Annotated in this window: 29 protein-coding genes; 16 read left to right on the top strand and 13 right to left on the bottom strand. The window is 70.3% G+C overall.

The features are described 5' to 3' along the window. Positions 1-118: 118 nt before the first annotated feature. From lgt to DDE18_RS04760, 7 genes are all read right to left on the bottom strand, one after another. Complete coding sequence (gene lgt / locus DDE18_RS04790; protein ID WP_116571121.1) at positions 119-979, bottom strand: prolipoprotein diacylglyceryl transferase; 861 nt, start codon at positions 977-979, stop codon at positions 119-121. A gap of 12 nt (positions 980-991) precedes the next feature. Then, positions 992-1,600 (bottom strand): SCO family protein, encoded by a 609-nt coding sequence (locus DDE18_RS04785; RefSeq protein WP_245916450.1) that lies wholly within the window; start codon positions 1,598-1,600, stop codon positions 992-994. Then, entirely contained in the window at positions 1,593-2,408 is an 816-nt protein-coding gene (gene trpA, locus DDE18_RS04780; RefSeq protein ID WP_116571119.1) for a tryptophan synthase subunit alpha, read from the bottom strand. The genes DDE18_RS04785 and trpA overlap by 8 nt, the downstream gene beginning before the upstream one ends. Then, complete coding sequence (gene trpB, locus DDE18_RS04775) at positions 2,405-3,652, bottom strand: tryptophan synthase subunit beta (RefSeq protein WP_116571118.1); 1,248 nt, start codon at positions 3,650-3,652, stop codon at positions 2,405-2,407. Before trpB ends, trpA begins: the two co-directional genes overlap by 4 nt. Then, positions 3,649-4,428 carry an indole-3-glycerol phosphate synthase TrpC gene (gene trpC, locus DDE18_RS04770; protein ID WP_116571117.1) on the bottom strand — a complete coding sequence of 260 codons (780 nt, stop codon included), beginning with the start codon at positions 4,426-4,428 and terminating at the stop codon, positions 3,649-3,651. Before trpC ends, trpB begins: the two co-directional genes overlap by 4 nt. Before the next feature lie 84 nt (positions 4,429-4,512). Beyond that, positions 4,513-4,719, bottom strand: a complete 207-nt coding sequence (locus tag DDE18_RS04765; RefSeq protein WP_116571116.1) for an HGxxPAAW family protein — start codon at positions 4,717-4,719, stop codon at positions 4,513-4,515. A gap of 132 nt (positions 4,720-4,851) precedes the next feature. After that, positions 4,852-5,709, bottom strand: a complete 858-nt coding sequence (locus tag DDE18_RS04760) for an NmrA family NAD(P)-binding protein (protein ID WP_116571115.1) — start codon at positions 5,707-5,709, stop codon at positions 4,852-4,854. Positions 5,710-5,812: 103 nt separating this feature from the next. Here DDE18_RS04760 and DDE18_RS04755 point away from each other — a divergent pair, with 103 nt between their 5' ends. Next, positions 5,813-6,169, top strand: a complete 357-nt coding sequence (locus DDE18_RS04755; RefSeq protein ID WP_116571114.1) for a winged helix-turn-helix transcriptional regulator — start codon at positions 5,813-5,815, stop codon at positions 6,167-6,169. A 290-nt stretch (positions 6,170-6,459) separates the two neighbouring features. On the opposite strand, the gene DDE18_RS04745 is transcribed toward DDE18_RS04755, so the two are convergent. After that, on the bottom strand, positions 6,460-7,533 hold the full coding sequence (locus DDE18_RS04745) for an MFS transporter (protein ID WP_116571112.1): 1,074 nt from the start codon (positions 7,531-7,533) through the stop codon (positions 6,460-6,462). Between the two features lie 24 nt (positions 7,534-7,557). Between DDE18_RS04745 and DDE18_RS04740 the strand changes: the two genes are divergently transcribed. Next, positions 7,558-8,139: a TetR/AcrR family transcriptional regulator gene (locus DDE18_RS04740; RefSeq protein ID WP_165821039.1), complete on the top strand. Its 582-nt coding sequence runs from the start codon at positions 7,558-7,560 to the stop codon at positions 8,137-8,139. Positions 8,140-8,151: 12 nt separating this feature from the next. On the opposite strand, the gene DDE18_RS04735 is transcribed toward DDE18_RS04740, so the two are convergent. After that, positions 8,152-9,009 (bottom strand): alpha/beta hydrolase, encoded by an 858-nt coding sequence (locus DDE18_RS04735; RefSeq protein ID WP_170313265.1) that lies wholly within the window; start codon positions 9,007-9,009, stop codon positions 8,152-8,154. Positions 9,010-9,201: 192 nt separating this feature from the next. On the opposite strand from DDE18_RS04735, the gene DDE18_RS04730 reads away from it, so the two are divergent. The 11 genes from DDE18_RS04730 to DDE18_RS04680 all read left to right on the top strand — a co-directional run bounded on the left by DDE18_RS04730 (position 9,202) and on the right by DDE18_RS04680 (position 15,745). Beyond that, entirely contained in the window at positions 9,202-10,671 is a 1,470-nt protein-coding gene (locus tag DDE18_RS04730; protein WP_116571111.1) for a WS/DGAT/MGAT family O-acyltransferase, read from the top strand. A gap of 100 nt (positions 10,672-10,771) precedes the next feature. Next, entirely contained in the window at positions 10,772-11,572 is an 801-nt protein-coding gene (locus tag DDE18_RS04725) for a patatin-like phospholipase family protein (protein WP_116571110.1), read from the top strand. A gap of 77 nt (positions 11,573-11,649) precedes the next feature. Then, complete coding sequence (locus tag DDE18_RS04720; RefSeq protein WP_116571109.1) at positions 11,650-11,904, top strand: type B 50S ribosomal protein L31; 255 nt, start codon at positions 11,650-11,652, stop codon at positions 11,902-11,904. Then, positions 11,901-12,977 (top strand): CobW family GTP-binding protein, encoded by a 1,077-nt coding sequence (locus DDE18_RS04715; protein ID WP_116571108.1) that lies wholly within the window; start codon positions 11,901-11,903, stop codon positions 12,975-12,977. The genes DDE18_RS04720 and DDE18_RS04715 overlap by 4 nt, the downstream gene beginning before the upstream one ends. A 51-nt stretch (positions 12,978-13,028) precedes the next feature. Next, positions 13,029-13,211, top strand: a complete 183-nt coding sequence (gene rpmF / locus DDE18_RS04710) for a 50S ribosomal protein L32 (protein ID WP_116571107.1) — start codon at positions 13,029-13,031, stop codon at positions 13,209-13,211. Positions 13,212-13,264: 53 nt separating this feature from the next. Next, positions 13,265-13,450: a 30S ribosomal protein S18 gene (gene rpsR, locus DDE18_RS04705; protein ID WP_245916490.1), complete on the top strand. Its 186-nt coding sequence runs from the start codon at positions 13,265-13,267 to the stop codon at positions 13,448-13,450. Positions 13,451-13,497: 47 nt separating this feature from the next. Next, positions 13,498-13,620, top strand: coding sequence for a type B 50S ribosomal protein L36 (gene ykgO / locus DDE18_RS04700; protein WP_116571105.1), 123 nt, complete (start codon positions 13,498-13,500; stop codon positions 13,618-13,620). 23 nt (positions 13,621-13,643) lie between these two features. Beyond that, positions 13,644-13,880 carry a 50S ribosomal protein L28 gene (gene rpmB / locus DDE18_RS04695; RefSeq protein WP_116571104.1) on the top strand — a complete coding sequence of 79 codons (237 nt, stop codon included), beginning with the start codon at positions 13,644-13,646 and terminating at the stop codon, positions 13,878-13,880. Then, on the top strand, positions 13,880-14,050 hold the full coding sequence (gene rpmG / locus DDE18_RS04690) for a 50S ribosomal protein L33 (RefSeq protein WP_116571103.1): 171 nt from the start codon (positions 13,880-13,882) through the stop codon (positions 14,048-14,050). Before rpmB ends, rpmG begins: the two co-directional genes overlap by 1 nt. Beyond that, positions 14,050-14,352 (top strand): 30S ribosomal protein S14, encoded by a 303-nt coding sequence (rpsN, locus tag DDE18_RS04685; RefSeq protein WP_116571102.1) that lies wholly within the window; start codon positions 14,050-14,052, stop codon positions 14,350-14,352. The genes rpmG and rpsN overlap by 1 nt, the downstream gene beginning before the upstream one ends. Positions 14,353-14,581: 229 nt before the next feature. Continuing rightward, positions 14,582-15,745, top strand: a complete 1,164-nt coding sequence (locus DDE18_RS04680; protein ID WP_116571101.1) for a lipase family protein — start codon at positions 14,582-14,584, stop codon at positions 15,743-15,745. 10 nt (positions 15,746-15,755) lie between these two features. Here the strand turns inward: DDE18_RS04680 and DDE18_RS23305 are convergent, their stop codons facing one another. The 3 genes from DDE18_RS23305 to DDE18_RS04670 all read right to left on the bottom strand — a co-directional run bounded on the left by DDE18_RS23305 (position 15,756) and on the right by DDE18_RS04670 (position 17,293). Next, entirely contained in the window at positions 15,756-16,259 is a 504-nt protein-coding gene (locus DDE18_RS23305; protein ID WP_211754409.1) for an SRPBCC family protein, read from the bottom strand. After that, complete coding sequence (locus tag DDE18_RS23300) at positions 16,256-16,567, bottom strand: ArsR/SmtB family transcription factor (RefSeq protein ID WP_245916449.1); 312 nt, start codon at positions 16,565-16,567, stop codon at positions 16,256-16,258. The genes DDE18_RS23305 and DDE18_RS23300 overlap by 4 nt, the downstream gene beginning before the upstream one ends. 273 nt (positions 16,568-16,840) lie before the next feature. After that, entirely contained in the window at positions 16,841-17,293 is a 453-nt protein-coding gene (locus tag DDE18_RS04670; RefSeq protein ID WP_116571491.1) for an Hsp20/alpha crystallin family protein, read from the bottom strand. 229 nt (positions 17,294-17,522) lie between these two features. On the opposite strand from DDE18_RS04670, the gene DDE18_RS04665 reads away from it, so the two are divergent. From DDE18_RS04665 to DDE18_RS04655, 3 genes are all read left to right on the top strand, one after another. Then, on the top strand, positions 17,523-17,888 hold the full coding sequence (locus tag DDE18_RS04665) for a DnaJ domain-containing protein (RefSeq protein ID WP_165821038.1): 366 nt from the start codon (positions 17,523-17,525) through the stop codon (positions 17,886-17,888). Positions 17,889-18,226: 338 nt separating this feature from the next. After that, positions 18,227-18,493: a hypothetical protein gene (locus tag DDE18_RS22600; RefSeq protein WP_133241160.1), complete on the top strand. Its 267-nt coding sequence runs from the start codon at positions 18,227-18,229 to the stop codon at positions 18,491-18,493. A gap of 738 nt (positions 18,494-19,231) precedes the next feature. Then, positions 19,232-20,458: a tyrosine-type recombinase/integrase gene (locus DDE18_RS04655; protein ID WP_116571098.1), complete on the top strand. Its 1,227-nt coding sequence runs from the start codon at positions 19,232-19,234 to the stop codon at positions 20,456-20,458. A gap of 379 nt (positions 20,459-20,837) precedes the next feature. On the opposite strand, the gene DDE18_RS04650 is transcribed toward DDE18_RS04655, so the two are convergent. Next, positions 20,838-21,056, bottom strand: coding sequence for a helix-turn-helix domain-containing protein (locus DDE18_RS04650; protein ID WP_211754407.1), 219 nt, complete (start codon positions 21,054-21,056; stop codon positions 20,838-20,840). Positions 21,057-21,977 lie beyond the last annotated feature (921 nt).

The following is a 21,977-nucleotide window of genomic DNA, read 5'->3' as shown; positions in this document are numbered from 1 at the left end:
CTGGGCATTCTCCCGTCGTCGTGTCGCCGACGCGGCCCAGTTGTGTTCAGAGGGCAGCGTCAGCGGTGGATATGGCGATCGGCAGGGGACGGCGTTGGCCCGAGCGAGGACGAATCTATCACCGGGAGGCGACGTCCGTGGCCGTCGTCTCGTCGCGGTAGACCCGCTCCTCGCGGCCGGGGTGGCGGCGCGTGGCCCACACGAAGTACGCCGTGGCCAGCGTGAACAGCACGATCGAGGTCCACACGTTCAGCCGGAGCCCGGCCACGTCCACGAGCTGGACGTCGTCGATCCGCAGGTTCTCGATCCAGCCCCGCCCGAGCGTGTAGAGCATCACGTAGAGGGCGGCCACCCGGCCGTGGCCGAGGCGGAAGCGGCGGTCCGCCCAGATGATGACCGCGAAGGCGGCGAGGTTCCACAGGGACTCGTAGAGGAAGGTCGGGTGGAACGTCTCGTTCAGCGGGTAGCCCTCGGGCCGGTGCATCGGGTCGATCTCCAGCGCCCAGGGCAGGTCGGTGGGCCGGCCGAAGAGCTCCTGGTTGAACCAGTTGCCCCACCGGCCGATGGCCTGGGCGACGAGCACGGCGGGCGCGATGGCGTCCAGCATGGGCAGCAGCCGGATGCCGCGCAGCCGGGCGCCGATCACCACGCCGAGCGCCCCCAGTGCGATTGCGCCCCACACGCCGAGGCCGCCGCGCCAGATGTAGAGCGCGGTCACGGGGTTCTGGCCCTCGCCGAAGTAGAGCTGCCAGTCGGTGATCACGTGGTAGAGCCGGCCGCCGACGAGCCCGAACGGCACCCCCCAGACGGCCAGGTCGCTCACCTCGCCGGCCTTGCCGCCTCGGGCGACCCAGCGGCGCTCGCCGATCCAGATGGCCACCACGATGCCGGCGATGATGCACAGCGCGTAGGCCCGGATCGGGACCGGGCCGAGGTACCAGATGCTCTCGCCGGGGCTGGGGATCGACAGCAGGGTCACGGTGGTCCTTCGTCAGTCGTCGAGCAGCGTGTGGATGTCGGCGGCCAGCTCGGCCTGGGAGACGTCCGCGTTCCAGTAGATCGGGGCCTGGTCGGAGCCGTCGATGCCCACCACCTGCGTGCCGTGGGTGACCTCGTAGCCGCCGCTCGGCAGCTTCTTGCCCTTCTCCACGGCGATGCCGAGCGGCTCGGCGACGTCGACGATGGTGTCCAGCTCACCGGTGACCCCGATGAACGACTCGTCGTACTGGTCGGCGTAGTGCCCGACCGCCTCCTCGTCGTCGCGTGCCGGGTCGGTGGTCACGAAGACCACGTCGAGGCGCTCGGCGTCCGCCTCGGCCAGCCGGTTCTTCGCCAGGGCGAGCGTGGACATCACCTGCTGGCAGATGTCGGGGCAGTTGGTGTAGCCGAAGAAGACCAGGGTCAGCGGCTTGTCGGTGTCCTCGGTGAGGCTGTACGGCGAGCCGTCGTCGGCCACGAGCGGTGTGCCGTCGACGGTGAACGGCGGGTCGAGGACGTTGCCGGCGAGCTCGCCGGTCTCCTCGGTGCCGGACGAGCAGGAGGTCAGCAGGACGGCGGCTGCCAGGACCGCAGCCGCCAGCGGCGGGAGCCGGTCACGCACGCCGGACGCCCTCCGCAAGGTCCTCGGTCAGCGTGCGCAGCGCGGCGATGCCGGCTGACGGGTCGTCGGCGTGGTCGAGGAGGGCGCGCACGAACGCCGAGCCCACGATCACGCCATCGGCGTACGACGCGACCTCGGCCGCCTGGTCGCCGTTGCTCACGCCGAGGCCGACCCCGACGGGGAGGTCGGCCCCTTCAGACGGGCTGAGTGCCCGGGTCCTGGAGACCAGCGGGCCAGCCAGGTCGCTCGTCGTCGTGCGCGCTCCGGTCACGCCCATCACGGCGGTGGCGTAGACGAACCCGCGGCAGGCCGCGGTCGTCATGGCGATGCGGGCGTCGGTGGAGCTGGGCGCGACGAGGAAGACCTTGTCGAGGTCGTGGGCGTCGGCCGCGGCGATCCAGTCCTGTCCGAAGTCGGGCGTGATGTCCGGGGTGATCAGCCCGGCTCCGCCGGCGCCGGCCAGGTCGGCGGCGAACGTCTCGACGCCGTAGCGCTCGATCGGGTTCCAGTAGGTCATCACGAGCGTCGGCACGCCGGTGCCGGCGACCGCCTCGACGACGCGCAGCACGTCGCGGGTGCGGATGCCGCCCTCGAGGGCCTGCTGTGCGGCGGCCTGGATGGTCGGGCCATCCATCACCGGGTCGCTGTAGGGCAGGCCGACCTCGATGACGTCGCAGCCGGCGTCGACCATCGCCTTCATCGCCTCGATCGACCCGTCGACGGTCGGGAAGCCGGCCGGCAGGTAGCCGACGAGCGCGGCGCGCCCCTCGGCGCGGCACTTCTCGAAGGCCGTCGTGGCGCTGCTCATGCCTGTCCCCCGTCGGTGTCGTCGGCTTCCGCGTCGCCCAGCCCGAACCACTCGATGGCCGTGCCCATGTCCTTGTCGCCCCGGCCGGAGAGGTTGATCAGGACCGTGGCGTCGGGGCCCTTCTCCTCGGCCAGCTTGCGGGCCACGTCCAGTGCGCCGGCGACCGCGTGGGCCGACTCGATGGCCGGGATGATGCCCTCGGTGCGCGCCAGCAGCGCCAGCGCGTCCATGGCCTCCGCGTCCGTGACGGGGATGTAGGCCGCGCGACCGGTCTGCGCGAGGTGGGCGTGCTGCGGGCCGACCCCGGGGTAGTCGAGGCCGGCGGAGATCGAGTGGGACTCGATGGTCTGGCCGTCCTCGTCCTGCAGGACATACGTGCGGGCGCCGTGGAGCACCCCGCTCTCCCCCGCGTGGATCGTCGCGGCGTGGCGGCCGGTCTCGACGCCGTCACCGCCCGGCTCGAAGCCGTAGATGGCGACCTCGGGGTCGTCGAGGAAGGCGGTGAACAGGCCGATCGCGTTGGAGCCCCCGCCGACGCACGCCGCGACGGCGTCCGGGAGGACGCCGTACTGCTCCAGGCACTGGGCCCGTGCCTCGTCGCCGATGCCGCGGGTGAAGTCGCGGACCATGCTCGGGAACGGGTGCGGGCCGGCAGCGGTCCCGAAGAGGTAGGCCGTGTGGTCGACGCTCGCGACCCAGTCGCGCAGCGCCTCGTTGATGGCGTCCTTGAGCGTGGCACTGCCGGACTCGACCGGGATCACCTTGGCGCCGAGCAGCTGCATCCGCGCGACGTTGAGCGCCTGCCGCCGGGTGTCGACGGCACCCATGTAGACGGTGCAGTCGAGGCCGAAGTAGGCCGCGGCGGTCGCGCTGGCCACGCCGTGCTGCCCTGCGCCGGTCTCTGCGATGACGCGGGTCTTGCCCATCTTGCGGGTCAGCAGTGCCTGGCCGAGCACGTTGCGGACCTTGTGCGCGCCCGTGTGGTTGAGGTCCTCGCGCTTGAGGAGGATGCGGGCGCCGACCTTCTCGGACAGCCGCTCGGCGTGGTAGAGCCGGCTGGGCGTGCCCGCGTAGTCACGGCAGATCGCCTCGAACTCGGCGACGAACCCGGGGTCCGCCATCGCCGTCTGCCAGGCGTCCGTGAGCTCGTCGAGGGCGGCGACCAGGGCCTCGGGCATGAACCGCCCGCCCCAGGAGTCGCCGAACCACCCGTGCTCGTCGGCATCCCACTGCTGCACGCTCATCGCACTCCTGTCATCGCTCGCACTGCGGTCTCGGGGTCGCCTTCCCTCACCAGCGCCTCGCCGACGAGCACCGCGCGGGCGCCCTCGGAGACGAACCGCTTGACGTCGTCGGGGCCGCTGATGCCGGACTCGGCGACCAGGACACGGTCACCGGGGACCAGCGGCGCCAGGCGGCCGAAGGTGTCGTCGTCGACGGCCAGGGTCTTGAGGTTGCGGGCGTTGACGCCGACCAGCTCGGCGCCGAGCTCGACGGCCCGCTCGGTCTCCCGCTCGTCGTGCACCTCGACCAGGACGGTCAGCCCGAGGTCCCGCGCCTCGTCGTAGAGCCTGTGCAGCGTCTCGTCGTCGAGCGCCGCGACGATCAGCAGGGCGAGGTCGGCGCCGGCGGCCCGGGCCTCGACGAGCTGGTAGCTGGTGACGATGAAGTCCTTGCGCAGGAGGGGGGTGTCGACGGCGGAGCGTACGGCGCGCAGGTCGTCCAGGCTGCCGCCGAAGCGCCTCTCCTCGGTGAGCACGGAGATGGCCGCCGCTCCCCCGCGCTCGTAGGCCGCCGCGAGGGCCGCGGGGTCGGGGATGTCGGCGAGGTCGCCCTTGCTGGGGCTGCGCCGCTTGACCTCCGCGATCACGCTGGAGCCGGGCTCGCGGAAGTGCGGCATCGGGTCGCGCGGCGGCGCGACGTCGGCGAGCGCGGCACGCAGGTCCGCGAGGGGCGTGGCCGCCTCCCGGCGTGCGAGGTCCTCGCGCACGCCGGAGACGATCTGGTCGAGCACGGACATGTGCCCCAGCCTCTCACCCGGACCCGAGTGGTCCGACGGCGGTTCCGAGGCGCGGGCGCCGGCCGTCCTCGGTCGTGATCGGGGTCAGTGGTGGTCGCGCGAGCCGTGGAAGCCCATCTTGGCCATCACCAGGAAGAGCGGGAACGCGATGACGCCGAGGGCGATGCCGATCCAGAAGAGGGTCATGTTCACCGGCGAGAGCATCAGCGCGATGCCGCCGACCACGAAGCCGAGCATCGCCACGGCGACCGCCGTCCATGCAGCCGGGGTGTTGCCGTGGTTGTCAGCCATGTCTGCTCCTGGTGCCGGGGGTGTTCGGGTGCTGGCGCCGCAGAGTCTAGGACCTCACGGCGTACTGCAGGACCGCGAGGTCCGGCCGTGGCCCTCGGCTCCGGAGGGAGTCGAGGGCCTCGGCCGCGGTGGCTAGCCGGCCGCGACGGCCTCGACGGCCTCCCGCAGCGACGTGGCGGGCCGGCCGAGCAGGCGGCTGAGGTCACCGGTGGTCACCTCGAGACGGCCGCTGGCGATGCCGCGGTGGGAGTCGGCGAGCACGTGCGCGACGGGCGTGGGCAGGCCGGCGCCCTCCAGGACCTGCGCGTACTGCTCGACCGGGAGGTCGCGGTAGACGACGTCCTCGCCGGTGACCTCGCTGACCGTGGCAGCCAGCTCCTCGAAGGTGAACGCCTCGTCGCCGCCGAGCTCGTAGACGCCCTCGGGGCTGTCGCTCAGGAGGACCGCGGCCGCAGCCTCCGCGAGGTCGCTGCGGGCAGCCGCGCTCTGTCGACCCGTGCCGGCGCTGCCGACGACCGCGCCGTGCTGGACGTACACGGGGACCTGCTCGGTGTAGAGGTCGAGGTAGAGGCTGTTGCGCAGCAGCGCGTGCGGGAGCCCGGAGTCGGCCAGCAGCCGCTCGGTCGCCTGGTGGTCCTCGGCGAGCGCGATGTCGTGGGCGTCGGCCCTCGCGATGCTGGTGTAGGCCACGAGCTCCGCGCCTGCCTCCTTGGCGGCGTCGATGACGTTCGCGTGCTGGGCCATCCGGAGCCCGAACACGGGACCCGAGACGAGGAGCACCCGGTCCCCCTTCCCGATCACGCCATGCAGGGACTCCGGGTCGTCGTGGTCCACGGCCTGGGTCCGTACGCCGCGTGCCGCGAGGTCGTCCAGGCGGGACACGTCGCGGCCGGTGGCGACGATGTCGGAGGCCGCGACGCCGCGGGCGATGAGGGACTCGACGACGAGACGGCCGAGATTGCCAGTGGCGCCGGTGATGACGTAGCTCATGGGTGCTCCTTTGGGGCGATGGGGATGTCTGCACCCCGTCCAACCGGCTCCACCCGCCCACGCTTCCCGTGACGCCGTACGCACTTTCAGGTAAGGTACCTACATGGAAGTAAGTGATCCGCTGGACTCGTCGCTGGGCGAGCGTGAGTTCGCGCCCGGCTGTGCCACGCGGGTGCTCCTGGACCACGTCACCAGCAAGTGGGGTGTGCTCGTGCTCGTCGCCCTCGCCGACGGCACGCAGCGCTGGGGCGAGCTCCGCCGGCGGGCGACCGGGATCAGCGAGAAGATGCTGGCCCAGACCCTCAAGACACTGCAGGCGGACGGGCTGGTCCACCGCGAAGCGCAGCCGACCATCCCGCCTCGCGTCGACTACAGCCTGACCGAGGACGGGCGAGAGTTCGTGGAGCTGCTGCTGCCGCTCGTGACCTGGGTGGCGGACTACGCCAAGCGGTCTGGCTGATCCGGGGGCGGCGCGCCGGTCGGTGGGGCCTGATCACTGATCGCCTCGACGGGCTCCGCGGCCACCCGGGCCACAGGGACTCCCGGTGGACTGCCGCTCGCCACGAGCTCGAACAGAGCGCTGGCGCGCCCCTCTGACTGCCACTCCACCTGAGCCATGACGTCCATGTCACTCCCCGACCGAGGGTCACCCACGCTGGTGCTCTCACTGTGGCAGGAAGCCGCCGCGGGCTCAAGGGCCTGGCGACCACTGTCGTCGTCGATGCGACGTCGCGCCGGAAGCTCGGCTGTTCAGCCGAACACCGACCCCAGAGCCTGTGCCCCGATTGCCTGACCGATCGCCAGGGCAATGAAGAGCCAGGCCGTGATCGCAGCGCCGCGAGGCGGGTCGAGCAGGCGGCCCCACAGGATCAGGACGCCGCTCAGTGCCATGTAGGCGGCTCCAAAGACCGCTGCCCCGGTAAGCGGCCACCACCAGCCTCCGAGGTTCGGCGCCAGCACGCCGATCGAGCCGACCACCAAGGTGGCGGTGAAGAGCAGGAACGCTGTCCGGGGGCCCCATCGCGACACCACCCCGTCGATGAAGGCGCCCGCGACTCCGCCCAGCCCGAGCGCCATCCACAGAAGTCCGACCTGGCCGGGTTCGAGCGCCCCGCGGGCCACCACTTCGGTCGGCCCGTAGGTCCACACCGCTGCCGAGATCACGCCGGCACCGACCGCGGCCGCGATCGGCAGCGTCAGGTTGGGCATGCGACCTTCTGTGCGCGGTGCGGGGGTATCAGCGAGCACCGTCCCGGAGGTCAGCACCACGACCACGGCCGCTGGCGCCAGGCACAGCACTGCCATGATCGGCCAGGCAACGCTCGGAGCATCGAGGGCGCCGGCGAGCACACCGGCACCCATCACGCCGACGGCGGTGCCGGCGTTGACCGTGGCTTGGGCAGCGCTGGCCAGCCGAGGTGGCACGACCGCGTCCAGGAGCCCAACCAACGCCGGAGAGGCGAGACCAGCGCCGGCCCCACCGACGAACGCACTGGCGACGAACCAGCCGGCCGACGTGCTCACCGCGAGCCCCAGACACCCCACCCCGGCCACCACGCCGGCGACTCCGGCAACGACGCGGGATCGGCGCGGCACGAAGGGTGCAGCCAGCCCCGCGGCCAGGCAGTACGAGACGAACTGCGCGGTGGCCGCCGACGGCAGCGCTGCCGCGACACCAGGTCGTTCGACGGCCATCGCAGGATGCAGCAGACCGACCCCGAACCGGGCCATCCCGTAGGTCGCTGCAATCAGCAGCGTCCCGAACACGGTGAGCGCCGCCCCTCGGACCAGCTCCGGATGAAGCGACCGTTTCACCTGCGACATGAAACGCACGTTACACTACGAGCCATGGCTCGCGCCGACACCCGCAAGCAGACCCTTGACGCCGCCGAGCGGTTGTTCTTCTCCGATGGCATCGCCGTCACCAGTGTCGACGCCGTCGCGCGCGAGGCCGGCGTCTCGGTCGTGACCCTCTACAAGCACTTCGGCAGCAAGGACGGTCTGATCGGGGCCGTCCTCTCGCGACGACTCGAAGCGTGGGACGGGGCCTGGCAGACCCAGATCGACGCGACCGAGGACCAGCGAGGAAAGGTGCTTGCGATCTTCGATGCCGTGACCGCCTTCCGGGCGAAGGCAGGACCAGCCCAGTGGTGCTGCTTCCTGGCCACGGCCTCGGAGCGCCCGATCGCTGACGATGTGCCTGCCCAGCTTGTCTCGCGTGACAACGCCCTGCTGCAGGAGCGGCTTCGCCGGTACGCCGAGGCCGCGGACCCAGAGAGGTCCGATGAGATCGTCGCGACCGTGACGCTGGTCTACAACGGCGTGCTCAGCAGCCTCCTCCGCGGCACGCCCGAGGACCCCGCCTCGCTTGGTCGTCGTACCGTGGCCACCGCGCTCGGCTGGCAGGACCTCACGACATCCGGGTCCTGACCTGCCTGGCATTCAGTCTCCCGGGCCGGTCGAGTCGGCGAGGCGTGCCACCGCCTCGGCAACCCTGGGACCAAACATCACCGGGTCGTTGTGGTTGGCGCCCGGCAGCACCACCTTCTCGAACAGGGACTGGGCTCCGGCGGCGACCTGGGCGCTGAGCCGGGAGGGCACGACGCCGTCCCGGTCGCCGTACAGCACGGTCACGGGCACGTCGCTGTGCCTCACGTGGTCGAGGACGGGGAAGCGGTCGCGCAGGAGCGCTCGCACCGGCAGCCACGGGTAGTGGTGGGAGCCGACATCGGCCAACTCGGGGAACGGGGAGCGCAGCACCAGGCCAGCCGGCGGACGTTCGGCCGCGAGAGCGGCGACCACACCCGCGCCGAGCGACTCCCCGAAGTAGAGGGTGCGCTCCGGCGGGAAGCCGAGCGCTTCCAGCGTGCGGGCGCCGGCTCGCGCATCCGCGAGCAGCCCCTCCTCGCTCGGCGAGCCCGGGTTGCCGCCGTACCCGCGGTAGTCGAGGAGCAGCACTGCCAGCCCGCGGCGGCTCAGCTGCTCGGCGAAGTCCGCGCGCCCGAGCCGGTTGCCGGCGTTGCCCGGTGCCACGAGCACCGCCATGCCCCGGTCACGCGGAGCGCGGCCGGGTACGAACCAGGCGCCGAGTGTGACGCCGTCTGCTGTGTGCAGGCTGACGTCGCGCGCCCCCGCGAGCACATCAACCGCCGGTGGCACCGGGGACCGGTTGGGGAAGTAGATCAGCTGTCGCTGCAGTCCCCACATCGCTCCGACCACCATCCCCCAGCCCACGGCAACGGCCACCACCACACCCACGACCAGCCCGACGCGCAGCCGGCCGGTCCCCTGCGGTGCCATCCCCCATGCTGTTCCCGGCGGCGCCGCACCCGCAATGGTCGTCGGAGGCGCCGCCCGAGGTGACTGGCCCGTAGCGTCCGTGTGTGACAGCCTCTCCGGGTGGCTCGGAGGGGTGGCCGTGGATCGGTCCACCCGGGGGAAGGTGGGGAACAGTGTTCGTCGGTAGAGCGAGCGGGCGGGTCTAGGTCCCGCATGCACCAGTTGTCGCCGCTGGACGCCCAGTTCCTGATGATCGAGTCTCCGACCACGGTGGGTCACGTCGGCAGTCTCGTCGTCGTCGATCCCCCCACCGGGGATGGAGACCGGTGGACCGTCGACACCGTCCGGGCGCTGATCGAGTCGAGACTGCACCTCGTGCCGATCTTCCGGCAGCGACTGGCAGAGGTGCCCTTCGGGCTCACCCGCCCCTACTGGGTCGACGACCCGTACTTCGATCTCGAGTTCCACATCCGGGAGCTGGCGATTCCGCAGCCCGGATCCGCCGCACAGCTGGGTGAGCAGGTCGCCCGGCTCCATGCTCGGGCGCTCGACCGGCAGCGGCCGCTGTGGGAGCTCTACGTGATCACCGGCCTGACCGATGGCCGGGCGGCGGTCTACTCGAAGGTCCACCACGCGGCGATCGACGGCGTGTCGGGCGCCGAGCTCCTGTCGACGCTGCTCGACATCCGTCCGACGCCGCGCCAGGTCGAGCCGGAGGACGAGCGTTTCGACCCGAGGCCGCTTCCCTCCCGGCGGGACCTGCTCGGGCGCGGCCTGGCCTCGATGCTTTCCGACCAGGCGCAGATCGCCCGGACCGTGCCCCTGGCGCTGCGTCATCTGGATCAGTTGCCCGGCGCCGGCTCCCACGGCGTCGTCCGGGGCATCAGCGACGCCGCGTCGTTGGTGGCGCGACTCACCGGCGCGGAGAGGCGTGCTCAGGTGAGCGCCACCTCCCGCGACCTCAAGGCGCCCCGCACTCCCCTGAACGGACCGATCACAGCCCATCGCCGGTTCTCGTTCGGCTCGGTGCCGTTGGCCGACATCAAGACGGTGCGCCGGCGGTACGGCGGCACGGTGAACGACATCGCGATGGTGCTGTGCACCGCGGCCCTGCGCCGGTGGCTGCTGGACCACGACGCGTTGCCCCAGACGCCTCTGGTCGCCGCTGTCCCGGTCTCGGTACGGCGGCGCGGCCAGGAGGGCTCTGCCGCCAACCAGATCTCGGTGATGCTCGCCGAGCTGCCCACCCATCTCGCCGACCCGGAGGCTCGCCTCGAGGCCACCCGCGCGTCCATGGAGCTGGCCAAGGCGCGGTTCGGTGCCGTGCCGCCGACCCTCCTGAGCGACCTGTCGCTGCTGATGCCCACGGCCGGCTCCGGCCTGGCCGCTCGCTCGCTGTTCAACCTGGCCACCGTGCCAGGTCCGCCGTTCAACCTCATGATCAGCCACGTCCCCGGGCCCCAGGTCCCGCTCTACGTCGCTGGAGCCAGGGTCGAGGGCGTCTACCCGGTCTCGGCGGTCTCCGATCTGACCGGCGCGCTCAACATCACCCTGTTCTCCTACAACGGCGCGCTCGACTTCGGCCTCATCGCCTGCCGCGAACTGGTCCCGGACGCGTGGAACCTCATCGGTTACCTCTCCGATGCGCTGGCCGAGCTAGTCCAGGTCAGCCAGGCCGGCTGATCCGAGCGGACTACACCGAATCTGTCCCCGAAAGTGCCCGAGCGGCCTATGCCGTCGGGGGACGTGCACGCCTCATCCTTGAGGCGGAGGGGGTGACCGCATGTCCGGTCCCAGCAACGTCGGGGACCTCGGGCCTGACGGCATGCCCGGCCAGCCGACGCGGCCGCCCCTGGCGATGGTCTACGGCGGAGGTGGGCTCTTCGGCATCGCCTACACCGCCGGGATTGCTGCCGGTCTGCTCGACGCGGGCCTGCCGGTGGACACCGCACCGGCGTTGGGGACCTCGGCCGGTTCGTGGACCGCTGCGGCGATGGCCCTGGGGCTCGGCTTCGACACGTTCTCCCGCGCCCGCGTCGTTCACGTCCCCAACCTGCGTCCCGGGGTGGTCGCCGCCCTGGCCCGCGAGCTGTTCGGCGAGGCACGGCACCCGCTGGTCTCGGCCTCTGCGGTGTGCCTGTCCACCGGGCGTCGTCATGTTCTCGACGGAGGCGCCCTTGCGCTGGCCGACCTCGTCGCCGCATCCTCGGCGGTGCCGGGGCTGTTGCCACCGCACCGGGTCGATGGGCGGCTCTACATCGACGGAGGAGTCTGGTCGGCGACCTCGGTGGACTCGGTTCCCGGTGCCGATCGCGTGATCGTCGTCGCCCCGCTGGCAGGGGCCGTGCTGGGGCCGGTGGGGCGGGCGGCGGACCTCCTCCTCGACCGTGAGCTGGGCCGCTGGCGTCACCGGCATCCCGGGTGCGTGGTGGATGTGATCCGTCCCCACCGGGAGATCGCCCGCCTCGCCGGCCGGCACCTGCTCAGCCTCTTCGACCCACGACGGGCTCACGACGTCTACCCCCTCGGCTACGAGCAGGGAACGCGTTGGGCGTCACACCTGCCGGAGCACGACGCCGCCTGACCCTCTCGGCGCGACCCGAACTGACGGGCTGGCACCCTGACGCTTACTGATAACGATTCTCGTTTGCAGGAGGCGGCGTGAAGCAAGGGATCCATCCCCCGTACGGACCCGTGGCGTTCCGGGACCGAGCCACCGGCCGGGTGACCCTCACCCGGTCGACGCTGGTCAGCCGGGAGATCGACAGGGTGATCGAGATCGGCGGAACGACCTACCCCGTCGTCGATGTCGACATCTCCAGTGACAGCCACCCGTTCTGGACCGGCACAGCCCGCACCCTGGACAGCGAGGGTCGGGTCGAGAAGTTCCAGCGGCGCTATGGGCGCAAGGCATGAGAACCCCGCTCGTGGTGGTCACCGGCGTGGATCCGGTGGCCATGGACACCACCCTGATGAGCCTGGCCTGGGACGTGCCCCGGGCGGTGTCGGTCCGACACCGGATCGATCCGCACTCCCAGGTCCTCACCCGGACCGTGAGCGACACCAGCGGCATCCTGGAACAGGAGCACATCCAGCTCGAGCACGCGTGTGTGAGCTGCGCGCTGCGTGAGGACATCATGCCGACGCTCGAGCGGCTGGCACGCGCCGACCGGTGGGGCGCCATCGTCTCCGGACTGCCGGCGGCGACCGAGGCCGGCCAGCTCGCCCACATCCTGGCGACAGACAGCAGGCTCGCCCGGCGCCTGAGGCTGAGCAGCGTCGTGGCGGCGGTCGGGACCGGGGATGTCGTCCAGGACCTGCTCAGCGACGACCTGCTCCGCGAGCGCGGCGTACACACCCACCCTGATGACGAGCGCGGCGTCGGCGAGGTCGCCTGCGCCCAGATCGAGTTCGCCGACGTCGTCGTGCTCGAAGCAGACCCGGGCGCCGAGGCCAGCGATCTGGTGCGTGCGCTGGCCCGTCCCGGGGTCCCGCTCGTCACCGGTGCCGACCAGCTCGACGACAGCACCGTCACCTCCCAGCGCCACCAGTACAGCCTCACCAACGCCTGGTGCTCCCCGGAGCTCGAGGTCGACCTGCCGGCGCTGGGTCCGAGCCACGCCTGGCGCCTGGACCTCTCCTCGCCCCGTCCCTTCCACCCCGATCGACTGCTGGACCAGGTCGAGCGCCTCGGCGCCGGGACACACCGCTCGCGTGGATCGTTCTGGGTCCCCACGCGTCCGGGCGACGTGCTGGAGTGGTCGGGAGCCGGAGGCCAGCTCAGTATCGGCACCTACAGCCCATGGGGCCGACGGGCGCCCGCCACTCGGCTGATCTTCACCGGCCTCGGGACACCGCCGCACGACCTCGTCGCCGCGTTCGAGGACCTGCTGCTCACGCCTACCGAGGCGCTTCTCGACCACCGGAGCTGGGCCGTCCTCGAGGACGGCCTCGAGCCCTGGCTCGGCGACATCCGCGACGCCGCCTGACCGAAACCCCGATCCCCCAGCCCGAAACGGACCCCCCAGCCAGGAGCAACCATGGCCGTACCCAAGCGCCGCACCTCACGAAGCAACACCCGGCACCGCCGGGCACAGTGGAAGGCGACCCCGCCCGACCTCGTCCCGGTCACGATCGACGGCGAGAGCTACCGCGTCCCCCGTGCCCTGCTGCGCGGCATCGAGCGCGGCTACGTCCAGCCCGCCCCGCGGGGTGCCCGATGACCGCGCCCCGCAAGGCGGGATCGGGCCGCACGGTCAAGGGCCGCAAGAAGCCGATGCTGGCTGCGGACGTGACCTACGTCGACTACAAGGACGTCACGCTGCTGCGCACCTTCATCTCCGACCGCGGCAAGATCCGCTCCCGCCGGATCACCGGCCTGACCCCGCAGCAGCAGCGGATGGTCACCCGCGCGATCAAGAACGCCCGCGAGATGGCGCTCCTCCCCTACCTCAACCGCTGACCCCCAGCGACCCACACAACAACCAGAGACCGCCAGAGGACGACACCGTGAAGGTACGCAACTCCATCCGCTCCGTGAAGCACCAGCCCGGCTCCCAGGTCGTGCGCCGACGCGGACGGACCTACGTGATCAACAGGTCGAACCCCCGGCTCAAGACCCGCCAGGGCTGAGCCGCCACCCAGTCGAGGACCCCATGTCACGCATCTGCCAGGTCACCGGAGCCAAGCCCGGCTTCGGTCATCACGTCTCCCACTCGCATCGCCGGACCAACCGGCGCTTCAACGTCAACGTCCAGTCCAAGCGCTACTGGGTGCCGAGCCTCAACCGGCACGTCACCCTCACGGTGAGCGCCCGCGGCATCAAGACCATCGACCAGCGAGGGATCGACGCCGTCGTCGCCCAGATCCTCGCCCGAGGAGGGAGGCTCTGATGGCCAGGCGCGGCAACGACCTGCGGCCCATCGTGAAGCTCCGCTCCACCGCCGGCACCGGATTCACCTACGTCACCCGGAAGAACCGGCGCAACAACCCCGACCGCATGGTCCTGCGCAAGTACGACCCGCGGATCCGCCAGCACGTCGACTTCCGGGAGGAACGCTGATGGCCAAGAGCTCCAAGATCATCGCCAACGAGCGGCGCAAGCAGACGGTCGCCCGGTACGCCGAGCGCCGGGCGGTCCTCAAGGAGGCCGTCCGCACCGCGCAGACACCGGACGAGCGCGAAGCAGCCGTCCGCGCCCTCGGCCGGCTTCCGCGAGACGCCAGCCCCGTGCGTATACGCAACCGGGACCAGGTGGACGGCCGCCCCCGTGGCTACGTCCGCAAGGTGGGTCTCTCCCGCATCAACCTGCGCACCCTGGCCCACCGGGGGGAGCTGCCTGGCATCACCCAGTCCTCCTGGTGAGGCCTGGTGGGGCGACGTCCTCAGTCCGCTCGGCAGCGGACCCCCGGCGACGACGGGTGGCCGATCCGGTTCGAGCACTCGATGCGGAGCTCGTCGGGGTGCGAGTCGACGACGAGGCGCGCGGCGCCGTCGCCGTACGCGCCGCCGAGCTGACCCGGACCGCGACGACCGGCGAGGAACGTAACCTGGGGATCACACCCTCGTCGACGGGGGCTGGCAGGCTCGGCCCATGACCGAGGCCACCACGGACAACGACTCCCCGCTGGGGAAGCCCGCCGAGTCGACCCCGCCAGGGCAGCTGCCACCCACACGCAGCGGTGTCTTCACCCTCGACTCGAGGGGCCCGGACCCGAAGGCGCTCGAACCGCTCAAGGATCCGGCCGCCATGCCGCGGTTCCCCGTGTACCCGAACCTGGCAGAAACATTGAACGAGACCGTCGACCACCCGGACGACACGGTGGCCCGGGTGCTGGCCACCTGTGCCGGCTATGGCTACTCCACCGCCGACACGGTCGCCATGATCATGTCCCGGCTGGGTCTGGAGCGGAACAACACCCGGATGGTGGCCCTCGGCGTGGACGCGATGCTCATCGTCTCGACGGCCTTCCTGGTGCAGAGCGAGGACGGGAGGGTGGTGATCCTGGCCTACCGGGGCACCGAGCCGGACAACGTCATCAGCTGGCTCACCGACCTGGACGTCTACACGGACACCATCCAGCTCGAGACCGATACCGGGGCAGCGGGATTCGAGGTCCACGCCGGCTTCTACCGCAACGTCCGGGCCACCCGCCACGAGGTGCTCGCCGCGTTGCAGCGCGCCCTCGACGGCCGGTCGGTCACCGAGGACGGCAGCCCCGTCGACCACCCGATGGAAAGCCTGTACATCACCGGGCACAGCCTCGGTGCTGCGATGGCGGCGCTCATGGCGGTCATGCTCGTCGAGGACGACGACTATGCGCCCATCGCCGAGAAGCTCCGCGCCGTCTACACCTTCGGGCAGCCGATGGTCGGCTCCCCCGCCTTCGCCGACCACTGCGCGGGCCTGACCCTGCGCGACGGCAGCCACCTGCAAGACCGGCTGATCCGATACATCCACCGGCGCGACGTGGTGCCCCGGCTCCCACCACGGATCTCCGGCCGCTACCAGCACTTCGGTCTCGAGTACGAATACAAGGGCGAGTGGCCGTGGCAGCAGAACACGACGGCGGCCGGTCAGGTCCGCGGCCTGACCGAGTTCGCACTCGTCCCGCTCGACTGGGCCGAACGCCGCCTGAGGCTCGTCCCGATCGCCAGCCGGCTGCGCCCCTTCCTGTACTCCCTCGACGACCACGGACCACTCCAGTACATCCGGGCGCTGACTCCTCCCGGTGAGCCCACCGAGTTCGGCGACTGACCGACCGGGCTCAGCCTTGGGCGTGCATCAGCGAGCCGGGGGTGGTGAGCAGCTGCCCGGTCTCCAGCAGCGTCTTGAGACCCGAGAGGATCATGGGCCAGCCGCCGTACAGCTCGGCGTTCGCCTCCTCCGGGAGCTGGTCGTGCACGACCGTGAGCCGGCAGGAGTCGCCGACCGGCTCGATCTCCCAGGTGACCCGGGTGGTGCCCTGCGCCTTCACGTCGTCGCTCCACAGAGCGGTGAACGACTGCACGAGCAGGCGGGGCGGCTCGACCACGAGGTTCTCACCCTGGGCGATGTCGATGCCTCCCGGCACACGGGCGTGGTACGACGAGCCGGTCGTCCAGTCCGACCGCGTCTCGACGCCGAAGCTGTACTTCGCTCGCATCGCGGGGTCGGTGATGGCCTCCCAGAGCCGCTCGGGAGTGGTCTTGATGAAGATCTCGAACACCGCGGTGTCCCCGACCGGGGCGGTGCCCTGGGCAAACGAGACGGTGGTGACGTTGGTAGTCATGGGGTGTCCTCCAGTTGTGTCTTGAGCTCGGTGAGCGCGGAGGCCCACGGCTCGGCGTACTTGCTCACCCAGCGGTCGTGGATGAGCCGGATCGGGACGGGGTTGAGGAAGTGCAGCTTCTCGCGCCCGCGCTTGCGGGAGACGACGAGGCCGGCCTCCTCCAGGACCTTGAGGTGCTTCATGACCCCGAAGCGCGTCATCGGCACCCGCTCCTCCAGGGCGGTCAGGGTCTGACCGTCCTGGGCGAACAGGGCGTCGAGCAGCTCGCGCCGGGTCGGGTCCGCAAGGGCCTTGAATACCTCGTCCACGTCTCGACGATAGGTGACCATTTGGTCACATGTCAACGGTGAGCACTTCGTATGGTGAGCGTTTCGACGAATGGGTCGACGCGAGGCGAGGCGGCAGTCCGTACGGCGATGCCGCATGACGCAGGCCGGTCGGCTGAACCGACCGGCCGGACTAACGGGTGGTGTTCGGGGTCAGCCGCTGCTGATCTCGATGCGGCGCGGCTTGTCGATCTCGTTGGACAGTTGGTTGTCGTCAACCTCCTCGATGGTGCGATCGGTGCGACCTGGCCTTGCCTACTGGCCGGACGACTCGCCGGTGCCCTGGCCCTGTGTTGTCGACTGATCCGACTGGCCGATCTGTTGCGGTTGGCTGCCTCCGCTCTCGATCTGGATCTTGCGGGGCTTGGCCTCGGTTGCGACCGGGATCGTCAAGGACAGCACGCCGTGCTCGTAGTGCGCATGGATGCTCTCCATGTCGACTCCCTCGCCGAGCGTCATCTGGCGCATGAACGTGCCGGAGGGTCGCTCCTGGCTGAGCCACTGGGCGTTCTCACCACGCAGCGTCCGCCGGGCGCGGATCGTGAGGGTGCTTCCTTCCACGTCGACGTCGATCGAGCCGGGGTCCATACCGGGCAGATCGATGTTGGCCACGAAGTGGTCACCCTCGCGATAGAGGTCCATCGGCATCCACCGCGGTCCCTGCCCGGCGGCTCCTTGGCCGAGCAGTTGCCTGGTCAGCCGGTCCATCTCCCGGAACGGCTCGGAGAAGACTGTCACCGGTATCACCTCCCTGGACTTGCCGCCTCGCTAGCGGCCATGTTGGGCGGGTCCCGGCGGTGACTGACGCGACCCGCCGCTGGGTCCGGTACCCCTGAGCAGCCCCGCCATTCCGCCGAGCTGAGGCGAAATGTCACCGGTCACTGGCGTGCGTCTGGCCCATGGCAGAGGGACAATTGAGGCTGAGGAGGGGGTGTCGATGGGAGCTGAGAACCTGACCCTCAAAGCCGCGCTGGCGCTGCTCGGACTGGACGAGGGCGCCGACCGCGATGCGGTCATCCGGGCCTACCGTCGACTGGCGAGGACGACTCATCCGGACCTGTCGGACGCCGCCGACGCCGCCGGCAAGTTCGACAGCCTCACAGCCGCCTACCGACGGGCGCTGGATACGGCTCCCACCACCGCGAGTGAGGCCGCCGCTGCACCAGTCGTCCCCTCAACTCCTTACGTGCGGCCCGCCGGGCCTGGGATCTGGCTCGGCGACGGGCCGAATCGTCCGTTCATCATCGTGCGACCCGGTCGGGTGGACCCGTTGCCGGCTCATCGGCGCCGTACCACCGGATGAGGCGGCGAGCTCGAGCAGGGCAGACCGGTTTAGGTCATCGCGTGACTCGAGGCGTCACCCCACGCCGCTGACGACCTCCACAGCGCCAGCACGGCAGTCGTGCGCTCGCCTGCCGTGACACCGCGCGAGCCGCCTTCCGTCATATCAGCGAGGTCCCAGATAGTCCTCGCGGGTGGGCGCCGAGTAGCCCGACCAGCACAGTCGCAAATCGTTTCGGCGACCCGCCTCGAAATCCGAATAATTGGCGGCGTCGCGTGGTTCTAATTGGAGGGAAATGTTGACGACGGCTCCACACCACAGGATGGGACTGGGGTCGGGGAAGCGACGGGGGGACGACAGTGGAGCAGCATCCGATGGACATAGTCACAGAAGTCGCCGCATGCACGAGGGCGGCCGCGCATCGACGCGATCACGACCACGGCCTCGGCACCAATGCCTGTCACCCTCACATGGTGGAGGTCGTGCACCTGGGACACAGAGCCGTCTGCGTGTGCCACGACTGCCGGCTCGACACCGGGTTCCTTCCGCGCCGCGAGGCCGAGGCATTGGCCGCTGCCCATCGTGACCTGACGCGCGATGTCAGCGTCACGCTGCGCAGCGCCTGACCAAACCGGTGCCGAGCTGGATGGGGCCACGACGTAAGGCCCTGACGCGAGTCCGCCGGACGGGCGTCCAGGTTGAGCAGATATCCGAGCTCGGCCGCGACCAGTGGGCCCAGGTCTGGGAATGTGCGAGCCGTCCCGGTAAACCGTGGACGGTGAACAGAGCCGCCGAGCTGACGTCGTCGACCACCCGGGTGAGCGGCAGCCGCGTCGCGGCGAACACCGATGTCGCGATCGGGACAAGCCCCGCAGCGGGCTCGGCGGGTTTGTGGGTGTTCACGTGTACCTCGTCTTGTCGGGCTTTCTGATCTCCTTGCTGCTTGTGCACGAGGCGACCACGACTGGAAGGATCCGGGTGGGCAACTTCTACGCCTTCAGGGCGCGTCGGATTCTGACCAGAATTACCGATATCAGCGAGTTCCGGTATCGGCCGCATTCTCTGTGCCTGATCCCTCGGCCTTGGGGTGGGTGAAGACAGGCTCTCCATGGACACCTAGTGCACACGCGAGTCGATCCGAACAGCCCCCAATCTGGCGCATTGGCAGGTCAGGCGCTAATTGTTTTCGGTGGGCGATATTGGGTTTGAAACAGTACGCCCGCCGATCGACGACACTGGATTTGACCTGCGGTTTCCCGGGCTGACCTGCGGTTTTACGAAACATTATCGCTGGTCCGTGGTGGACATCTATGGACACGGATACCCTTCTGGTGGACACGTAGTGGACACGGCAGGGGGATCGGATGGCCAACGAACGGCGCAGGTTCGGGCAGATCACCAAGCTCCCAAGCGGCCGGTACCGCGCTCGGTATGCCGATCCCGACGGCCGCCGCAACGAGAACGGCGAGCCGCTGCGCCACAACGCCCCGCACACCTTCGACGCAAGAGTCGACGCCGAGGCTTGGCTCACCGACGAGCGGCGCCTGATCACCGCGGGCGTCTGGTCCTCCCCCGCCGAGCGCGCCGCCGAGCGCAGGGCCAAGCTGCCCACCCTCAGCGAATACGCGCCGCGCTGGATGGCCGCCCGGAAAGTGAAGGGCAAGCCGTTGGCGGACCTCACCCGCGACCACTACCAGCACCTGCTCGACCGCTACATCCTCCCGACTTTCGGGGAGCTGCCGTTGAAAGCGATCACCCCCGAGCAGGTAGCCAAGTGGTACGACACCGCCGCCGCAGGCAAGCCGACCACCCAGGGACACATGTACTCCCTGCTCAGGGCGATCCTCGCTACCGCTGCTGACCCGACCGCGAACAACGGCCGGGCCCTCATCCCCTTCAACCCGTGCGGCATCCGCGGGGGCGGCTCGACCAGTCCCGCGAAGAAGATCCGCCCCGCGACCGCTACCGAGATCGCCACCATTGTCGCCGCGATGCCCGAGCGACTGCAGCTCATGGTCCTCCTGGCCGACGGCACGGCGCTGCGGTATGGCGAGCTGGCCGAGCTGCGCCGCGGCGACGTGGACACCAAGAACGCGGTCCTCCGCGTCCGCCGCGGCGTCATCCGCTCCAAGTCCGCCGGCGTAGTCGCCAAGGCTCCCAAGAGCGCCGCGGGGGTGCGAGACGTTCCCATCCCCCCGCACCTGCTCCCCGCCGTCCGCACACACCTGCTCGAGCACGCTGAACCCGGCAAGGACGGGCTGCTGTTCCCCGCGAAGAACGGCGGCCACATGGCCCCGTCCGCCTTCTACGGCAAACCCGCCATCGTGGCCAAGGACGGCGCCGTGCGACGCAAGGGCCACGGCTGGTACGAAGCACGCCGCGTGGCCGGCCGCGAGGACCTGACCTTCCACGGCCTGCGCCACGGGGCGCTTACCGAGGCCGCCAAGCACGGCGCGACCCTGGCCGAACTCATGGCCCTGGCAGGCCACTCGACCACCCAGGCCGCCCAGCGCTACCAACACGCCGCCAGCGGCCGGCTCGCTGAGCTTGCTCGCAAGCGCTCCGAGGCCGCCGGCTGGACCGGCGAGTAGGCCAGCCAGCCACCGCGAAACCGGCTTCATGATCCTGCGCATCGCACTGGGCGACCTGGGAAGTCTCGGGAGAGGTCGGCTGCCGCTCTCGGGTCGACGAGGGAATCGGCCGGCTTACGGTGAGCTCGGCGCTCGTTCTGAAGCCACCGGCTCTAGCAAGAGCCTCACAAGGCTCCCCGGCTGCCCCTCTCATGCCCGGCGGCCGACGCGGAAGTTCAACTCGTCGCGATTGCCCACTCGGCTGCACGCGAGGGTGCGGTGGACGCCAGCCGGCGACCTCATTGACGGCTGAGACCCTCCAGAGTCCCGCGGGCGGGATGTGTTGCAGTGCCGATCGCGTCGACTCCGAAGAGACCTCCTGCGCGAGTTGCCTGATCGCTCAGCCCAACTTCGCCGACGGGATCGGGCGCATTATCGACTCGAGATCCGTGGTCTTGATCCGGATCCCGCGCTTTCCGCACCGGTAGGCCGGCAGGTCGCCCGACGCGATCAGGCGGCGGATCGTCTTGGTGGACACGTCCAACAGGCCGGCCGCCCTTTCGATGCTCAACCACCGCGGCAGCTCGCCTCCCGTCCCGTACCGCTCCTGGCCGGCCACTGTCACAGCCCTCCACCCCGGAGGAAGCGGCGTAGCTCAGCCACTGTTGTGTAGAGCTGGCCGGTGCCGTTGAAGCGCCACCAGTGGGGTCCGCGGCCACGCTGCCTCCAGTCACGAACTGTGCGCCGCGAAGTGCAGGTGTATGAGCAGAACTCGTCGAATAGCAGGATGTCGTTGTCGTCCCACTCGGGCGGGACCGTTGTCGGGGACACCGAGGCGCCTTTCCTGTCGGTGGGGCCGACCTGCTCGGCTCCTGAGTACAAGAGAGGCAACGTCTGCGCACCCGAACCGGACAAGGGTGGCCGTCCAGTCTGGTTTCGGGGAGGCACCCTTGGCCCGACCCCGGCGAGCCGGACGGGCCTGGGCCAGCCGCCGGAAGGGGACAAGCAGGCTGGAATCGGATGGACGCCCATTCCCCGAGGAAAGCCCCGGTGGCCAGGAGGATCTCAGCCGGGTCGTTGACCGGCTCCCCCACCTGCCCCTTCGCCCGCCACCGCGAGGACGTATGAAGTCCTTCCGAAGCGGCACCAGCCCTCTCCTGGCGTGCCGTCGGCCACCGTTGGTGGCTGATCGGCCGCTCCGGTGTGACGGCCCCAACCATCGGTGCCACGCGGCTTCAACATCTCGAGGACGCGCTCGCCGCGGTGGACGTCACGTTGACCGAGGAGGAGGTCACTCGGCTTGAACAGCCGTACCGATCCCACGCCGTTGTGGGCCACAACTAGCTGCATGCCTTTAAGACGGGGTTACGTCCAGACTGTCAACCCACGTACCTTTGCCGCGCTAACCGTGCTCCCGGATCGCCCCTCAGATCCCAGTTGATCATGACGCCAACCGCCATCCAGGCGGCCTAACCGAACCTGTCACCCGTTCGTGAGGTCCGTGTCGGCACCCAAAGAGGGACAACGGGGAGTTCCGGCA

The sequence above is a fragment of the Nocardioides gansuensis genome (genome assembly GCF_003076135.1).
Taxonomy (GTDB): domain Bacteria; phylum Actinomycetota; class Actinomycetes; order Propionibacteriales; family Nocardioidaceae; genus Nocardioides; species Nocardioides gansuensis.
Note: the sequence above shows the minus strand (reverse complement) of the source record. Positions and strands in the feature narration are given on the sequence as shown.

Excerpts from the sequence above, each read along its gene's own strand:
- trpA (WP_116571119.1), bottom strand. The coding sequence starts at position 2,408 with ATGAGCAGCGCCACGACGGCCTTCGAGAAGTGCCGCGCCGAGGGGCGC.
- trpB (WP_116571118.1), bottom strand. The coding sequence starts at position 3,652 with ATGAGCGTGCAGCAGTGGGATGCCGACGAGCACGGGTGGTTCGGCGAC.
- trpC (WP_116571117.1), bottom strand. The coding sequence starts at position 4,428 with ATGTCCGTGCTCGACCAGATCGTCTCCGGCGTGCGCGAGGACCTCGCA.
- DDE18_RS04765 (WP_116571116.1), bottom strand. The coding sequence starts at position 4,719 with ATGGCTGACAACCACGGCAACACCCCGGCTGCATGGACGGCGGTCGCC.
- DDE18_RS04760 (WP_116571115.1), bottom strand. The coding sequence starts at position 5,709 with ATGAGCTACGTCATCACCGGCGCCACTGGCAATCTCGGCCGTCTCGTC.
- DDE18_RS04755 (WP_116571114.1), top strand. The coding sequence starts at position 5,813 with ATGGAAGTAAGTGATCCGCTGGACTCGTCGCTGGGCGAGCGTGAGTTC.
- DDE18_RS04745 (WP_116571112.1), bottom strand. The coding sequence starts at position 7,533 with ATGTCGCAGGTGAAACGGTCGCTTCATCCGGAGCTGGTCCGAGGGGCG.
- DDE18_RS04740 (WP_165821039.1), top strand. The coding sequence starts at position 7,558 with ATGGCTCGCGCCGACACCCGCAAGCAGACCCTTGACGCCGCCGAGCGG.
- DDE18_RS04735 (WP_170313265.1), bottom strand. The coding sequence starts at position 9,009 with ATGGCACCGCAGGGGACCGGCCGGCTGCGCGTCGGGCTGGTCGTGGGT.
- DDE18_RS04730 (WP_116571111.1), top strand. The coding sequence starts at position 9,202 with ATGCACCAGTTGTCGCCGCTGGACGCCCAGTTCCTGATGATCGAGTCT.
- DDE18_RS04725 (WP_116571110.1), top strand. The coding sequence starts at position 10,772 with ATGTCCGGTCCCAGCAACGTCGGGGACCTCGGGCCTGACGGCATGCCC.
- DDE18_RS04715 (WP_116571108.1), top strand. The coding sequence starts at position 11,901 with ATGAGAACCCCGCTCGTGGTGGTCACCGGCGTGGATCCGGTGGCCATG.
- rpmF (WP_116571107.1), top strand. The coding sequence starts at position 13,029 with ATGGCCGTACCCAAGCGCCGCACCTCACGAAGCAACACCCGGCACCGC.
- rpsR (WP_245916490.1), top strand. The coding sequence starts at position 13,265 with ATGCTGGCTGCGGACGTGACCTACGTCGACTACAAGGACGTCACGCTG.
- rpmB (WP_116571104.1), top strand. The coding sequence starts at position 13,644 with ATGTCACGCATCTGCCAGGTCACCGGAGCCAAGCCCGGCTTCGGTCAT.
- rpmG (WP_116571103.1), top strand. The coding sequence starts at position 13,880 with ATGGCCAGGCGCGGCAACGACCTGCGGCCCATCGTGAAGCTCCGCTCC.
- rpsN (WP_116571102.1), top strand. The coding sequence starts at position 14,050 with ATGGCCAAGAGCTCCAAGATCATCGCCAACGAGCGGCGCAAGCAGACG.
- DDE18_RS04680 (WP_116571101.1), top strand. The coding sequence starts at position 14,582 with ATGACCGAGGCCACCACGGACAACGACTCCCCGCTGGGGAAGCCCGCC.
- DDE18_RS23305 (WP_211754409.1), bottom strand. The coding sequence starts at position 16,259 with ATGACTACCAACGTCACCACCGTCTCGTTTGCCCAGGGCACCGCCCCG.
- DDE18_RS04670 (WP_116571491.1), bottom strand. The coding sequence starts at position 17,293 with ATGGACCGGCTGACCAGGCAACTGCTCGGCCAAGGAGCCGCCGGGCAG.
- DDE18_RS04665 (WP_165821038.1), top strand. The coding sequence starts at position 17,523 with ATGGGAGCTGAGAACCTGACCCTCAAAGCCGCGCTGGCGCTGCTCGGA.
- DDE18_RS04655 (WP_116571098.1), top strand. The coding sequence starts at position 19,232 with ATGGCCAACGAACGGCGCAGGTTCGGGCAGATCACCAAGCTCCCAAGC.